Source organism: Stenotrophomonas terrae (genome assembly GCF_039674165.1).
Lineage (GTDB): Bacteria > Pseudomonadota > Gammaproteobacteria > Xanthomonadales > Xanthomonadaceae > Stenotrophomonas > Stenotrophomonas terrae_A.
Window position 1 is genome coordinate 105,155 of record NZ_JBDJMY010000006.1, and the last position, 15,375, is coordinate 120,529.

General features: G+C 62.2%; 15 protein-coding genes. 5 read left to right on the plus strand and 10 right to left on the minus strand.

The window, feature by feature from the left end; genetic code table 11:
* Positions 1–11: 11 nt before the first annotated feature.
* From ABE493_RS04480 to dusA, 4 genes are all read right to left on the minus strand, one after another.
* A complete protein-coding gene (locus ABE493_RS04480; protein WP_346497685.1) occupies positions 12–1,439 on the minus strand; it encodes an ATP-binding protein in 1,428 nt (475 codons plus the stop codon).
* Positions 1,440–1,460: 21 nt separating this feature from the next.
* Positions 1,461–2,144 (minus strand): response regulator transcription factor, encoded by a 684-nt coding sequence (locus ABE493_RS04485; protein WP_057627010.1) that lies wholly within the window; start codon positions 2,142–2,144, stop codon positions 1,461–1,463.
* Between the two features lie 73 nt (positions 2,145–2,217).
* Complete coding sequence (locus tag ABE493_RS04490; RefSeq protein WP_346497688.1) at positions 2,218–2,604, minus strand: PepSY domain-containing protein; 387 nt, start codon at positions 2,602–2,604, stop codon at positions 2,218–2,220.
* 198 nt (positions 2,605–2,802) lie between these two features.
* A complete protein-coding gene (dusA, locus tag ABE493_RS04495; protein ID WP_346497690.1) occupies positions 2,803–3,810 on the minus strand; it encodes a tRNA dihydrouridine(20/20a) synthase DusA in 1,008 nt (335 codons plus the stop codon).
* A 547-nt stretch (positions 3,811–4,357) separates the two neighbouring features.
* Between dusA and ABE493_RS04500 the strand changes: the two genes are divergently transcribed.
* The gene (locus tag ABE493_RS04500; RefSeq protein ID WP_346497692.1) at positions 4,358–4,618 is read left to right on the plus strand and encodes a pyocin activator PrtN family protein; all 261 of its coding nucleotides are present in this window, start codon (positions 4,358–4,360) and stop codon (positions 4,616–4,618) included.
* 67 nt (positions 4,619–4,685) lie between these two features.
* On the opposite strand, the gene ABE493_RS04505 is transcribed toward ABE493_RS04500, so the two are convergent.
* Complete coding sequence (locus ABE493_RS04505) at positions 4,686–5,084, minus strand: nuclear transport factor 2 family protein (RefSeq protein WP_346497694.1); 399 nt, start codon at positions 5,082–5,084, stop codon at positions 4,686–4,688.
* Between the two features lie 49 nt (positions 5,085–5,133).
* On the minus strand, positions 5,134–5,523 hold the full coding sequence (locus ABE493_RS04510; RefSeq protein ID WP_346497696.1) for a winged helix-turn-helix transcriptional regulator: 390 nt from the start codon (positions 5,521–5,523) through the stop codon (positions 5,134–5,136).
* Positions 5,524–5,627: 104 nt separating this feature from the next.
* Here ABE493_RS04510 and ABE493_RS04515 point away from each other — a divergent pair, with 104 nt between their 5' ends.
* From ABE493_RS04515 to ABE493_RS19425, 3 genes are all read left to right on the plus strand, one after another.
* The gene (locus ABE493_RS04515; RefSeq protein WP_346497698.1) at positions 5,628–6,509 is read left to right on the plus strand and encodes an NAD(P)H-binding protein; all 882 of its coding nucleotides are present in this window, start codon (positions 5,628–5,630) and stop codon (positions 6,507–6,509) included.
* Complete coding sequence (locus tag ABE493_RS04520) at positions 6,506–7,138, plus strand: nitroreductase family protein (protein WP_346497700.1); 633 nt, start codon at positions 6,506–6,508, stop codon at positions 7,136–7,138. Before ABE493_RS04515 ends, ABE493_RS04520 begins: the two co-directional genes overlap by 4 nt.
* A 102-nt stretch (positions 7,139–7,240) precedes the next feature.
* A complete protein-coding gene (locus tag ABE493_RS19425) occupies positions 7,241–7,522 on the plus strand; it encodes a pyocin activator PrtN family protein (RefSeq protein ID WP_430980715.1) in 282 nt (93 codons plus the stop codon).
* Here ABE493_RS19425 and ABE493_RS04525 read toward each other — a convergent pair.
* Complete coding sequence (locus ABE493_RS04525) at positions 7,497–8,222, minus strand: hypothetical protein (RefSeq protein WP_346497702.1); 726 nt, start codon at positions 8,220–8,222, stop codon at positions 7,497–7,499. The two genes, ABE493_RS19425 and ABE493_RS04525, sit on opposite strands and share 26 nt — an antisense overlap.
* Before the next feature lie 788 nt (positions 8,223–9,010).
* On the opposite strand from ABE493_RS04525, the gene ABE493_RS04530 reads away from it, so the two are divergent.
* Positions 9,011–10,837 (plus strand): cyclic nucleotide-binding and patatin-like phospholipase domain-containing protein, encoded by a 1,827-nt coding sequence (locus ABE493_RS04530; RefSeq protein ID WP_346497704.1) that lies wholly within the window; start codon positions 9,011–9,013, stop codon positions 10,835–10,837.
* 18 nt (positions 10,838–10,855) lie between these two features.
* Here the strand turns inward: ABE493_RS04530 and ABE493_RS04535 are convergent, their stop codons facing one another.
* From ABE493_RS04535 to ABE493_RS04545, 3 genes are read right to left on the minus strand one after another with little or no spacing between them, the layout of a single operon-like run.
* A complete protein-coding gene (locus ABE493_RS04535; RefSeq protein ID WP_346497706.1) occupies positions 10,856–11,203 on the minus strand; it encodes a DUF3307 domain-containing protein in 348 nt (115 codons plus the stop codon).
* Positions 11,204–11,240: 37 nt separating this feature from the next.
* The gene (locus ABE493_RS04540; RefSeq protein WP_346497708.1) at positions 11,241–13,466 is read right to left on the minus strand and encodes a CHASE2 domain-containing protein; all 2,226 of its coding nucleotides are present in this window, start codon (positions 13,464–13,466) and stop codon (positions 11,241–11,243) included.
* Positions 13,466–15,367, minus strand: a complete 1,902-nt coding sequence (locus ABE493_RS04545) for a FecR domain-containing protein (RefSeq protein ID WP_346497710.1) — start codon at positions 15,365–15,367, stop codon at positions 13,466–13,468. Before ABE493_RS04545 ends, ABE493_RS04540 begins: the two co-directional genes overlap by 1 nt.
* Between the last annotated feature and the right edge of the window lie 8 nt (positions 15,368–15,375).

The window sequence follows — 15,375 nt, forward strand, 5'->3', positions numbered from 1 at the left end:
CCTTTCCGAGGTCAGATGCCCGGCGGCAAGGTCACTTCAAAACGGGCGCCGCCCAGTTCCTCGGAACGCTTGACCTGCAGTTCGCCGCGATAGGCCTTGATCAGGTCCTGCACGATCGACAGGCCGATGCCGTGGCCCTGCACGCGCTCATCGCCACGCACGCCACGCTGCAGCACCTTGGCGATATTGTCCTCGGCAATGCCCGGGCCATCGTCGTCCACCGCCAGCATCAGGCCGGCACGCTTGCCGTTGCCTGCGGTAATCGGCCGCGCCGTCAGCAGTACCCGGCGGTTGGCCCATTTGAAGGCGTTTTCCAGCAGATTGCCCAGCAGCTCCTGCAGGTCGCCCGGCTCGCCGTAGAAGTTCACGCCCGGCGTTACTTCGAACTCGCAGAGCACACCCTTGGCGGCGTAGACCTTTTCCAGCCCACGCACGATCTCTTCGGCCGTGGTCTCGATCGGCACCGGTGCGGAGAACAGCTTGTGCCCGGACGATGCCGCACGCGCCAGCTGGTAGGACACCAGATTGTTCATGCGCTGCAGCTGCACGCCTACCTCTTCGCGCAGTTCGCCATCACTGCTGTTGCCGCTTTCCAGCTGGGTGCGCAGCACCGCCAACGGCGTCTTCAGGCTATGCGCCAGATCGGCCAGCGTGTTGCGCTGGCGTTCGAGGTTTTCGCGCTCGCTTTCGATGAAGGCGTTGATGCTTTCGGTCAGCGGTTCCAGCTCGCGCGGATGCAGCTCGCTCATGCGCTCGCGCTCGCCGCGTTGCACGCGGGTCAGTTCGTTGATCACGCGCTTGAGCGGGCGCAGGCTCCACTGCAGCACCAGTGTCTGCAGCAACAGCAGGATCAGGCCGGTAACACCCAGCCAGAACCACACCGCAGCGCGGAAGCTGCGCAGCTGCATGCCCAGCGCGCGCGAGTCCTCGAGCACGTAGATGGTGTACGGAAATTCGGATTCGGGCGCGCCATCGCCACCCCATACCAGGCCTATGCCATAGCGGTAGACCTCGCCGGGCGTGCCGTCGATCTGGGTGATGGGCAGTGGGCCTTCGAAGACTTCCTCGCGCGGCTTGAGCGTACGCTCGCTCACATCCGGCAGCATCGGGCCTTCGGCCGACATCGAGTTGGCGACATGGCCGGGCATCACAACCTGCAGGTACAGGCCGCTGCCAGGCACATCAAAGCGCGGGTCCGGTGGCTGTTCGCGGATGTACAGTGAGCCATCGCGGGTGAAATCGATGCCACCGGCATAGGCGGTGGCGTAGTTCTTCAGGCGCTCGCTGAGGTTGTCACGCGCGGTCTGGCCGAACGCGGCATCCAGCGCATAACCGGCCAGCGCAAGGAAGGCCACCAGGCCCACCGAGGCAGCCAGCAGCTGGCGGGCCTGCAGGGAGCGGGGCCGCCAACGCTTCAATAGCCACTGACGGCCCGTCATGATGCAATGCCCCTACGGGGCTCAGCCCTCGTTGCGCGGAATCGCGAAACGGTAGCCGCGGCCACGCACGGTTTCGATCGGCTTCAACTCACCGTCCGGATCCAGCTTCTTGCGCAGGCGGCCAATGAACACTTCCAGCACGTTGGAGTCGCGGTCGAAGTCCTGCTGGTAGATGTGTTCGGTCAGGTCGGCCTTGGAGACCAACTCACCGGCATGCATCATCAGGTACTCCAGCACCTTGTACTCGTAGCTGGTGAGGTCGACATTGCTGCCGGCCACGCTCACCGTCTGTGCGGCCAGATCCAGCGCCACCGGGCCACATTCCAGGGTCGGCTTGGACCAGCCAGCGGCGCGGCGCAACAGCGCGTTGACGCGGGCCAGCAACTCTTCGACGTGGAACGGCTTGACCAGGTAGTCGTCGGCGCCCTGCTTCAGGCCCTCGACCTTGTCCTGCCAGCTGGAACGCGCGGTCAGGATCAGCACCGGGAATTTCTTGCCCTCGTCACGCAGCGCGCGGATCAGCTCCATGCCCGACATCTTGGGCAGGCCCAGATCGATGATGCCCACGTCGAACGGCACTTCGCGGCCCATATACAGGCCTTCCTCGCCATCCTGAGCGGCATCCACGGCAAAACCTTCGCGCTTGAGGCGGGCCGCAAGGGTTTCCCGCAGCGGGGCTTCGTCTTCAACCAGAAGGATACGCATGAACTCTCCCTAGTACTTTGGGCCGGCCAAGCGGCCAGCGTGTGTATTCAATAACCACAACCACTATCGCTGTTCAGGAGTTATCGCCGCGTGGTGGCAGCTCCGCCCGCTGGTCGCGCGGGTGGTCTCGTGAAGGCGAAGGGTCGTCCATGTAGCGTACGCGCCCACGGTCATCCATGTATTTGACACGATTGATGTCACGGCCGTCATACGGCACGCGCTCAGCGCCAAGAATGCGCCCACCGGTTTCACGCTGCACACGCCGCACCGCATCGGACAACGAGCGGTCATTGGCCGGCCGGCCGGCGCGTGCGACGCGCTCGCCACCTTCAATCCCGCGGGCGTGTTCGCCCCGCGATGGCTGCGGCTGCTGGGCCGACGCCACGACCACGCCCGGACCGGCCACGACCAGCGCGGCAATCAGAGCGACGAGCAGACGACGACGGGAAAGCGAGTGCATGTGACAGATCCTAGCGGACGGCGAGGCAACGTTCAAAATTCGTAAACAACGGCCCGGGGAGATTTTCCATGGACCTCACGAAATTGAGCCAAATTCTTGATTTTTAGGGGTGAATCCGATCTGAACCCTGCCCCTGCCCCGTACACCCGTTCAGCAAAATGGCCGGACAAACAGCGGGCCGCCGCCGGGGTCCAGCGCTCAGGCTACCCGCGCAGCCTGGCGGCGGGTGACCTGCAGCGCCTGCTCCAGCAGCGTCCAATCGGCGCCGGGCAGGTGCGCACCCTCGCTGAGCACCTGGCGGAAGCCACGCCCGCCGGGCTGTCCGTGGAACAGGCCAAGCAGGTGACGGGTGATGTGCTTCAAGGCCAGGCCGGCCTCCAGCTGCGCCTCCACATACGGGCGCAGCGCCAGCAGCAGTTCCTCACGCCCACGCAGCGGCTGGCCGGTCTGGGCACAGTCCAGCGCGTGCAGCACGTAGGGGTCGTGGTAGGCCGCGCGGCCGAGCATCACCCCGTCCAGGTGCTGCATGTGCTGCTGGGCGGCCTCGACCGTGGCGATGCCACCGTTGATCACCACCGGCAGCTGCGGGCGCTCGCGCTTGAGCTGGTAGGCCCATTCGTAACGCAGCGGCGGGATCTCCCGGTTCTCCTTGGGCGAGAGCCCCTTGAGCCAGGCATTGCGGGCGTGAACCACCACCATCGCGGCACCGGCCTGGGCCTGGCGGTCGACAAAACCGGCAAAAACCTCGTAGTCCTTGTCCTCGTCCACACCCAGGCGGCACTTCACCGTGATCGGGATATCCACCGCCGCCACCATTGCCGCGACGCAGTCCGCCACCAATTCAGGTTCGCGCATCAGGCAGGCACCAAAGCGCCCGGCCTGGACGCGGTCCGACGGGCAGCCGCAGTTGAGGTTGACCTCGTCATAGCCCCAATCGGCGGCAATCCGCGCAGCCTGCGCCAGCGCGGCCGGATCGCTGCCACCGAGCTGCAGCGCCAGTGGCTGCTCGACCGGATTGAAACCGATCAGCCGCTCACGGTCGCCATGGATCACCGCATTGGCATGCACCATCTCGGTATACAGCCGCGCACCCGGCGCCAGCAGCCGATGGAAAACCCGGCAATGCCTGTCGGTCCAGTCCATCATCGGCGCAACGGACAGGCGCAGGGAGTCGGCGTAGCGGGTGTTTTGAGGCAGGGAAGGCATGCAGCGCGGGATCTTGTGATGCGTGGATGGCACTATTTTCGCCTAATTCGGCCGCCCTCGTTGGGCAAGCCGCGAGAGCCTTCAGGTTGGGGAACATATTGGAAGCCACGATCCACCGGCAACTACTGCCCCTGCGGGCTCCAAACGGTCCAGTGCAGGCATCAAAAAAATTCCGAGACTGAACGCTCAAGCTAAGCACTCCGCGCGGGTGTATCTCACCGAAGCGCGCACCCGGCGCAGCAGCGCGTTCTTCTGGACCCTCATGGTCTGTGCGCAAATGCCCGGCAGCGAGCAGCACAGCGCCAGGAATCGGCAACTTCGCCAGCCCAACTGGATCTGTTCGCATGAGGAGCGACCGCGGACAGCTGGACAGCTTTAGCCATGACCCACGGCGAAAGGCGGATGCCAATCGAGCGGCAGCCGAAGAGGCTAGAAAAGCCTTTCAGTTCCTTCCGATCATCCGCGGGGAACGCGTCAACCACTATCTGGCCAACGCCGCCCGCTTGGACGCCCTGGCAGACCAATGCAGCAAGCAAGGACACAACCAATGACCACCACTACCGTCTTCCTGCTGCTCGCTGAGTTCGGTACCGGTCACATCCCCTTGAAGAAGTGCTGCCAGCACTTTGGGATGAAGCCGGAGGAAGCGAACAAGCGCGCTGCGCGCCAAGCGCTACCCATCCCGGTCTTCCGCCTGGGCAGCCAGAAGTCGCCGTGGCTCGTTGCTGCGGACGTACTGGCAGCCTACATCGATGGGCAGCGCGACGAGGCCACGAAGCAGTGGCTGAAGCTGCAACGCGCATCGTGAGAGCAAACCCAAAAAAAACAGGCCCGCTGTATCAAGCGAGCCCGTGCCGAATCATTCGCTGATTCCGCTACTCAACCACAATGTACTCCGGCTCCTCCGCGGAAGTAGCGAACTCTTCCATCCGCGTAATCAGGCCATTAACCACTGTGTAAACCTGCACCCACTTCTGAGCGAAGTTGCCATCCCGGCCATCGATCAGGGAATTTTCCTCGCCGAAAGCGACAACCAAGTTGCCTGACTGAATGGTCTTCAGTACGCGGAAATATTCCGCATGCATCGTATTGAAGTTCGTCGCAAAGAACTTCCGAACTCCTGACCTTCCCTTAAAGTGCAGCGAAGGAAGTTTCTGACTCCCATGATGTGTCCACACCGTATCTTCCGAAACAGTGGCAACAGCTGCCTCAAGGTCTTTGGCGCTGAATGCTTGGAACATCTTATTCACAACGCCCAGCTCTAACGTAGACATGTGTATCTATCCTCAGTTCCATGATGTAACGAGCCGGCAAGCGGCCTCACTACTCAACTGGTAGAGATTCGTAGCGAAGTGCTGGATTCTTCGACCTGATCCCCTGGCGATGGACTTGCCCCCAGCTAGCCATCTCCATGATCACCTTCTCCAAGCTACGCCCCGACTTGGTCAGCTCATAAATCACTGCGCTCGAGTTGCTCCCCGGAACCACTCCCCTGGTGATGATTCCATTCAACTCAAGTTCTTTCAGGTCCTTGGACAGACTGCGTGATGTGACGGAGCCAAGAAGGCGCTCAAGATCGCTGAATCGTTGCCCGTCCTGCAGTAGCGCACAGACTATTGCGAGCTTCCACTTCCCACTCACAACATTCACTGCGTCCTTTACGGCCATGACGAACGTTGCCTTGCATACGTCGATCTCTTCTTCGTTGAGCATGCCGAATCATCCGCTTTCAGCCAGAAGAAACAACTATACAAGTGGATAGTGAATTGTGGCGTTGACTGGACGAAGCTGCCGCCCCTCTCCTCGGAAGCAGCGCGATGATGCTAATTACAGGCGCAACAGGGCAGCTTGGCGCCAGCGTCGTATCTCATCTCATCCAGAAGGTTGGCGCTACTGCTTTCACGACACTAGCGCGAGATGAGGCAAAAGCTGATCGACTACGTGAAGGCCATGTCAACGTCCGCTATGGCGATTTCGACAAGCCCGACACCCTGGGCTCGGCACTAGCCGGCATAAAAAAGCTTCTGCTGATCTCAACCATGGCCCATAACCGAGCGGATCAACATCGGAACGTTGTCGATGCCGCAAAGAAGGCTGGGGTGGAGCACATCTTCTATACGAGCCTCGCGATCAGATCGATCGAAAATTCTCATGTTCGAGGATTGATGAATAGTCACTTCGAGACAGAAGACTACATCAAGGCCAGCGGCATGAAGCACACCATTCTGAGGAACACCATGTACGCCGAAGCCATACCGATGATTGTCGGCTCTGGGCTAATTGGCTCCTCAATTGCTCTCCCTGGCGGAGATGGTCGCGTGCCCTACGTGCTGCGCGAAGAGCTGGCCGAAGCAACGGCCAACGCGATATCGAGTAATGGACACGAAAGCCGAACCTACAACCTCGTTGGCTTCGAGTCCTACGGCTACTCAGATGTTGCCGCTTCGCTAGCCAAACTTCAAAGAACACGCCTCTCCTACCATCAAATCGGGCCTGATCATTTTCATAAGCACATGGCCGCCAACCATGCCAGCACCTTCGAGATCTATCTGACCAAAGGGACAGTACTGGATATTCGAGATCACCAATACGAAATAGAAAGTCGTGACCTTCAAATGCTTCTAGGCCGTACATCCAAGGGTTTGGAAGCAATGGCTGCAGAAGTTTTCGCCCACACCAACAACCGGGAAAATCAATGAAACTGCTGGAAGCTCTGAACGAGCGCTACGCCACAAAGCGCATGACTGGAGAGAAGCTTGACGACTCACTTGTAGCCCAGATCATAGAGGCCGCCAGACTGGCCCCGACCTCTGCAGGCCTGCAGCCGTTCAACATCATCGTGATCAGCAACCCTGCACTAAAGGCAAAGATATCCCCGATCGCGCTCAGTCAGCCGCAGATTGTCGAGTCCTCTCACCTCCTCGTTTTCGCCTCCTGGGACGAGATGGACAATGAACGCATGGAAGAGATGTACCAGTACATCTACTCACAGCGAAGCCTGCCATTTGACAGAAACATGGATGTGATGCAGAACCTGCGCAACCTGTTTGCAACTTTCACCAAGGAACAACAGCACCACCACTCAGCAAAACAAGCTCACATTGGCTTTGGAATGGCCATTGCCGCTGCGGCGGAGCTCGGAGTGGATGCAACCCCAATGGAGGGGTTCGATAAGGAGGCACTCGATGTGCTTTTGCATCTGCGAGCCCTTGGCCTCAAGTCTGTGACCCTGTTGGCCCTGGGCCGTAGGGACGAGAAGAACGACTGGCTCTACGGGCTCAAGAAAGTCCGCCTTCCGATGGATCGCTTTGCGATCTCGCTTGGTTGACGAAAGCGGGCGGCTCGTTGAGCCGCCCGCCTTTATTTTGGGCGTCGTATAGCGGTAGACATGAAGAACACTCAGATCGACTCCAAACACATGTCCGCGAAGATGTGGTGCCATCACTTCGGCAAGACGCCGGAGGAGGCGAACAAGCGCGCTGCGCGCCAGTTGTTGCCCGTTCCTGTGTTCCGCTTGGGCAGCCAGAAGTCTCCATGGCTGGTCGCTGCTGACGTGCTGGCTGCCCACATTAGATGGGCAGCGCGACCAAGCTACGAAAAAGTGGCAGAAGCTACAGCGGGCATAGTGATATCCGCTGCAGACTTCGCGCGTGCTCCGCTCGGCTGCCGCCGGTCGGTGCACACCATTACCCCTGCGGCTGCTCCAACTTAGATCCGTCGGTAAAAACGATCACTTGCGGCTCCCATACGACCTTGTACTTTGTGTCGTCCAACTCTGCCAGCTTGCGATCATTGTTATTCCCAACGGCATACTTCACTGAGCGACTGCCGAGCCATGTCATGCTGCTCCCTGGTTCAATTGTGTCGTCGTTCGAAAGAGCGAAACCGGATATCTCGTCGCCGAAAAGGTCCTTTATCGAAACGTAGCCTTTGACGCCAGCGATAGCCTTGTCGGTGTTGTTCTTGTATCCAAAACTGACAGCGAACTGCTCATCTGTGACTATCCCGCTGTAGCCGCGCTCGACTTCAATCGCTTTGCTCACCAGCGTGACTGTGACGGCATCACGCATTTGCTTCATAGCCGCTTCTTTTCTGGCCTCGAGCTCTGCCTTCAACGCGGCTTGCTTCGCTTCCTCGATTTTCTTCTGGGCCAAGAAGTCGCGTTGCTCATCGATGGCCTTGCCGATAGTCACTCCGGGTGGGATTCCTGCGGTCTTGTCTCCAAACGCTGCTCCAAGCGTATGTCGCAGGACGTAGCCTGCGACAAGTTCGCGCTCCTCCGGCTCCAGCTTGTCCACCGCTGTCTTGATCGAATCAAGGTTTTGGATATCTGTCGGAATTTCGGTGTTCTTTGCGCCGTTGCAACCAGCCAGCAATAGTGCGAGCGCAATGGTAATAGCCGTCTTTTTCATGTTCCCCCTGTCCATCTTAAGTCGCAGGCAAATGCCCCTAATCGGAACATAATGATGCCACATGAACCGTGGCCCTGCTTCTACGCCAAGCAGACAACGCCCGTCGCTGCGGAAGCGGTTAGTGCACATATTGACAACCACCGCGACGAAGCCTCCAAGCAGCGGCGGAAGCCGCTTCGAACGTCATGAAAAGCCCCGCATACGCGGGGCAAGTTCATACATGACAAGCAATTTCTACGATGCAAAGCAGCGATCCGCAATTGCGCGATGGATCACTCGATCTTCTGGCGCAGCCTCTTTTAGGGAGTCAAAAACTCTCTGGCGTCCTGCATTCTACAAACCTGTTATTCGCACCACTCCAATTGCTTGCGCCACCGTCAACGTCTGAAAGAACGCATGGCTCTAGTGGTTGGGAGGGAAAGTTTCTCAATCTTGGCCATGATGTAATCCCAAACGGTGGACAAGGAAAGATACGTAACGTCCGTGGCCTGGAGCTATGCCACTACCATTTTTCTTCCAATCCAGCCATCGCCTTCAAGCTTACAAACGTTGACGGCTTCACACCTGTCAATGCACCTCTTGAATCCCGCCCGTGCATTGAAAACCAGTCAGCGAAAGGACCCCGCTGCCCGGGCGCTGCCGGCAAGCTCGGCCTCCGCTTGGCATGGCCGGCGCAGCGCAGCTCTGGCCGCCGGCTGGGCCTGCCAACTCCCCGGTTCAGCACACTCTTACGGTCTGCGGCGATAACAGAGGGGCAAACGTCACCGTTACCCCTTGCGAGCTGCCCCTTGGATACTGCCACCGCCCCCCGTTCCGACCTGCTGGCCGGGCTTTCCGAGTCGCAACGCGAGAGCCTGCTGGCACAGATGCGGCGGCTGCAGCTGCGCAAGGGCGAGCACCTGGTGCGCCAGGGCGAGGCCGCCAACCATGTCTATTACGTGCTGCGCGGGCGCTTTGAAGTGCTGCTCAATGGCGGCCACCTGGTGGCCGAGATCGGCGCGGGCGAGCCGGTCGGCGAGATCGCCTTCTTCGGCGGACTGAGCCGCACTGCCGACGTGGTGGCCAGCCGCGACTCGGAAGTACTGGAACTCAGCCGCGAGAGCTTCGACCACGTGGCCGCCGCGCAACCGGGCTTCACCCAGTCCATCCTGCGCGTGCTGGGCCGGCGCTTGGCCGCCACCACTTCGGCGGCGGCGGCGATGGCGCCACGCATCGCCGATGCCATCGGCCTGTGCCCGGCCGGCAGCGTGCCTGTTCCGGAAATGCTGGTCGAACGCCTGCTGCAGGCCTTGCAGGCCAGCGGCTCGGCCGCCGTTGCACTGCGCGCGCGCGACCTGCCGGCGGACGTGGCCGCCGACAACGAGCAGCAGCTCTCGCAATGGCTGGGCATGCAGGAACATGCCGGCAGCAAGCTGATGCTGGTGACCGGTGACGGCAATGCCGCCTGGGACCGTGCCGCGCTGCGCCACTGCGACCAGTTGCTGCTGTGCGGCCGCCAGGATCAGGCGCACGCAGGGCCGGTGCCGCTGAGCGCGCTGGAAGCCTATGCCCTGCCCTTGTTCCGGCCGCGCCAGATCGGCCTGCTGCTATGGCGCGCACACAGCGGCGATGCGATCCGGCACACCCGACATTGGCTGCAGGAGCGGCCCTTGCACCTGCATCACCACTTGGCGCTGGAGCAGCCTGGCGACTATGCGCGGGTGGCGCGGCTGCTGACCGGGCGTGCGCTAGGTGCGGTACTGGGTGGCGGCGGTGCACTCGGCGCCGGCCATATCGGCACCTTGCGCGCCCTGTCCGAAGCGGGCATCGCACTGGACATCATTGGCGGCACCTCGATCGGCTCGGTGGTTGGCCATGCCTATGCGGCCGGCCACGACGCCGCCGCGATGATGCTCGACTACGAACAGTTCTTCCTGCGCAGCAAGGCGCTGGGCCGTTTCACCCTGCCCTGGTACAGCCTGCTCGATCACCGCCACCTGGATACCTGCATGCAGAACCAGCTCGGCGATGCGCGCCTGGAAGACCTGCCGCTGAACTACTTTGCGGTGGGCGCCAACCTGTCCACCAATGAGCTGGAAGTGGTGCGCCACGGCCTGACCTGGCAGGCACTGCGCATTTCCACCGCCATCCCGGTGGCGCTGCCGCCGTGGATCAACGAACAGGGCCAGGTGCTGGTCGATGGTGGCGTGATGAACAACGTGCCTATCTCGGTGATGCGAGCGATCAAGAACGGGCCCAACATGGTGTCCATGCTTTCGCACGGCAACGAGTGGCGGGTGAAGAGCGCCTATGGCGGCGTGCCGTCGCGGCTGGCGCTCGCCTGGCAGCTGCTGCGCGGGCGGCGCAAGGGCGATGATTTCCCGCGTATTGGTGAAGTAGCCGCGCGCTCCATGCAGATCACCTCCGGGCGCATGCTGCGTGGCACCGGCCTGGGCAGCGATCTGCTGTTGAAGCCACCCACCGTGCCGGGCATGGGCCTGCTCGCCTTCAAACTGGGCCGGGCGCAGGAACAGGCCGGCTATGAATACACACTGCGCTTCCTGGAAAAGACTGGCGGCCTGGACGGCATCAATGCCTGGCGCCGTGGCGAAGTGATGCCCGAGTTCGAAGACTGATCACCGCGCCCGCAGCGCTTATGGCAGCGGGCCAAACACCAGCAGCAGGGCCACCCACAGCAGCTTGCACAGCACATGCAGCAACTGGTCGACGTTGTAGCTGATGCGGTGGCCGCATTTGAGATCGTCGATCAGCGCATGGCTCAGCGCCTCCAGCAGGCCCAGCAACATGCTGCCGGTAACCCAGCCAACCACACCGCCATGTATCACCGCATGCGCACCCAGCGCCTGGTACCACGGCACACCGGGCATCGGGGTGAAGCGGTTCTTTGCCCTGGACAGAAACTCGCCCTGTAGCGGGTAATCCGCCAGCGCATGGCCGACGATCAACAGCACAAACGTGGTCAACGACGGAATCAGGGACATGTGCTGGCAGGTTTCAAGTCTGGGAGGGAGTCTGGCACTACTTGGAGGTCGCCGTGAAGATGCCATCCCATTGCGTTGGCGGATGTATGATCAACTGCTCAAGTCGCTGCACATAAAGCGCGTGCAACCCAGCAAGTGAAGCGGCACCGCTCTGCATGCGCAACACCTGCAGCGCATTCAGCGCCGCGCAGAAGTCGCCGCTGCGGTACAGCGCAAGCACCTGCGCATGGGCCTGCGCCAGCGCTGCGAATTCAGCCTGCTGCGCCAACTGTGCATCACCGAGCAGTGCAAACAACTGCACCGGCTCGTTGCGACCCACAACACGCACGCGGTCCACTTCGACATAGGCCAGCTCAGCGGCTTCTGCCCGCACCGCGTCGGTCACCATCAAGGTCACCCCGTAATACTTGGTCAGGCTTTCAACGCGCGAGGCCAGATTGACGGTGTCGCCAATGGCCGAGTACGAAAAGCGCTGCTGTGAACCCAAGTTGCCCACGCAGGCCTCGCCCATGTTCAGGCCCACACCAATACGCAAGGCACTGCCACGCTCACGGTTCAGCGCATCCACCGCTGCAGCCATGCCCAGCGCAGCCAGACAGGCTTTACGCGGATGCGCGGCGATATCCACCGGCGCGTTCCAGAACGCCATGATCGCGTCGCCGATGTATTTGTCGATGGTCGCTTCGTGGGCAAGCAGCACATCGGTCATCGGCGTCAGGAAATCATTCAGCAGCGTGGTCAATGCATCCGGGCTGAGGTTCTCCGACAGCGCGGTGAAGCCACGGATATCGGAGAACAACACCGTTATCTGCCGCGTCTCACCGCCCAGCTGCAAGGCCTGCGCATCATGCGACAGGCGTTCCACCAACGCCGGTGACAGATAGCGCGAAAACGCCGAGCGCACGAAGCGTTTCTCGCGGTTACCCACAAACAGCAGGGTCGGCATCATGCTGACAAACACCGCCAGCAGGCACAGCAGCGCCGGCAGCGGGTCGAGCAGCCAGGCATGCCGGGTATAGGCCCACCCTGCCAAGCCAAGCACGGCAGCCAACAGCAGCAGGAAAGCCAGCGATGACAGCAACGGCCGTGCACCGGCCATCACCAGCAGCAACAGCAGACTGCTGACCACCGCAACCAGCACTTCTGCACCGCGCGCCCAATCCGGACGCTGCAGGAACTGCTGGTTCAAGGCCTGATCGATCAGCTCGGCGTGCACGTTGACGCCGGGCTCGGCCGCCGCCAACGGCGTGGCGACGATATCGCGCAGACCGATGGCCGAGGTGCCGATCAACACCACACGGCCCTCGACCTTGTCGGCCCATGCCGCCGCATCGCCCTGCAGCAGCTGCCATGCCGGAATCGCCGTCATATGCGGCATGCCGGAGTAATGGATGCGGAAGCGGCCATCGGCAGCGGCCGGCAGTTCCAGCATGCCCACCTTCACCGCAGTCAGCGCGAGCGGGCCGGCGGCGGCTTCGCCACTGGCATCACTGGAACGCAGCAGCAGGCCCGATGCGCCCTGCGCCACCCGCAGCGCCTCCACTCCCAGGCCGGGATAAAGCTGGCCATCAGCCGATGCCACCAGCGGCATCGCACGAATGATGTTGTCGCGGGCCGGCGGAAACGAAAAACTGCCGATGCCCGTCGCCGCCGCCGTGAGCACCGGCAGATTGGACAGACCGCCTTCGAAGGCGGGCAGATAGGCACGCGGGTCGCTGCCGGCGAAGGACAGACCCGCCAGCGGCGGTGACAGCGCGCGCCCGGTTTCGCTGGACAGCGCCACCCCCATCACCACCGGGTTGCGGGCAATGGCTTGGGCAAACAGCTGGTCGTTGTCCAAGGGTGCGTTGGGCGCTACCTGGATGGCGATGCCCTGCGCCTGCAGGCGTTGCAGCTGTGGCCCCAATGAGGTGCGGTCCGGCTCGGTGAACACCATGTCGAAGGCGATTGCAGCTGCACCCAGACTGCCAACGGTATCGACCAGCTGACCCACCTGGTCACGCGGCCACGGCCACTGGCCGACACGCGCCAGTGAGGCTTCATCGATATCGACCACCAATACGCCGGGATCCAGCGTGGCCGCGCGTGGTGCAGCACGCTGGAAGCTGTCGAAGACCAGATCCGACAGCCGTGACAGCCCATCGCGGAAAACGGTATCCGCGAACAGCGCCAGCAGCAGCACCGCCACGCCGCCGAGCAGCAGTTTGAAGCTGCGCGGTCGCGTTGACTTGTGCTTGCTGCCAGGGCGCAGGGTCGCGCTCATCAAGGGCCGCCGGTAACCGGCATCTCGTTGGTCTTCTTGCCTGCGAAGATGCCGCTGGCCGACCAGTTCGATGCGTCCTCCGCACGCACGTTGAAGGTGCCCAGCATGGCTGCCGTGCCATCGCTGCCGTCACTGGCGAAGCCGGCGGTATAGCTGCCGAAATACGGTGCAGCCATGCTGGATTCGAAGGTGCCGCCGATGGCGGTCTGCGGCATGCTGCTGGATGCCGCAGCAAGATCGAAACTGCTGCCGAAACTGTGCCCGCCGAAGTTGGCGATTGCGATACTGCCGCTACCCGCGGCGAAATCCACTGTCGCAGTGAAATCCCCGGTCACGCCTTCGGTGATGACGCCGCCACTGTAGGCAGCACCAATCGCCATACCCGAATAGCTGGCGACGATATTGGTCGGCAGATCGGCCAGCGGGGTGAGATTGCCGATGATCCAGTAGCCGTTCTGGGCGATGTTGGGCGGCACGTCCGTCCCCGGTATATCCGACGGCACGCCCGGCACATTGATCGCCTCCCAATAGCCCCAGCTGAGGTAGTCGCAATTGCACAGCAGGTCCGGCGTTCCATCCACCCGCAAGTTGCCCTGGCTGTTCTCGAATTCGTAGCTGCGATCGTGCAGGTAGTCACCCGCGCCGGACAGCGAGGCACCGCCCCAGGATTCCGGCGCAATGGTGGCAGTGAAGGTGCCGGCGGCGGCGTCGAACTGGAACGTCGCCGCTGCACCCGAAGACATCGGCGTACTGCCCGCGTACGCCGAAGCGAAGCCCTGCAGCGTGCCATTCAAGGTCTTGGGCAGCGTTGGATCTACTGGATCTACTGGATCCACCGGGTCCACGGGATCTACCGGATCTACGGGATCTACCGGATCTACGGGATCCACGGGATCAACGGGGTCCACTGGATCCACCGGATCTACTGGATCTACGGGATCTACGGGATCTACGGGATCTACCGGATCTACCGGATCTACCGGATCTACCGGATCCACCGGGTCTACCGGGTCAATCGGGTCAATCGGGTCAATAGGACCTACAGGATCTACCGGCGTCACCGGATCTGGCGGCGTGGTGCTGTGCTCAAGCTCGGTCTCGATCTGCGACTGCCCGGGGCTGTCGCCCTGTGCTGCGGGCAGCAATGCCGATGGCTCCTGCCCCGGCATGACACCGGGCACACCCAGCGCCGGCCCCATCGGAGCGCCGCTGAAGCCGGCACGCTCGTTCGGCTGTGCCTCCAGCCCGCCGACATCCTGGTCCTCGCCCTGCGCCGCTGGCAGCCCCGCCGCCGGATCAACCGGCGCACCGCCACCATTGTTGATCAAGGCACCATCGCCATTGGAGCTGAAGCCCGTACCCGGTTGGTGCAGGACCACCGCCGGCCCCTGCGCGGGTTCGAAGCGGGCCTCATCGCCAAACTCGAACTGCCCGATGGCACTGCCGGCACAACCGGCCGCCGCATCATCCACGCACAAACCCAGAATGCCGCCACGAATACCGGCCACGCCGACCGGCGTCTTGATCTTCACCCCGTCAGCGCTCTTGGAGGCCGCACCGCCGATGAAGCGCATCACCCCGCGCGACATGCTGCCGGCCAGCTGCGCGGTGCCCTTGTCCGGGTTGTAGACGAACTGGTCGATCACCAGCGACGAGCGCGGGCCGATGGTGAAGCTGGAGCCATCCACCAGCAGCACCTGCACCACGCCCTTGGCATCGGTCTGGAAGCGCTGGTCGCGCAGCACGTTGTCACCCAGCCGCACCACCCGCGGCGCGGCCGAACCAAAATAGCTCTGCGCATCGGGTGCCACCGCCGCCGCAGTGCCTACCTTTTCGGCCGCCGCCGGCGCCACCGCCAGCAACAGCCCTGCAATCACCAACACCGGAAGATGGATGCGCATCGCCGAAC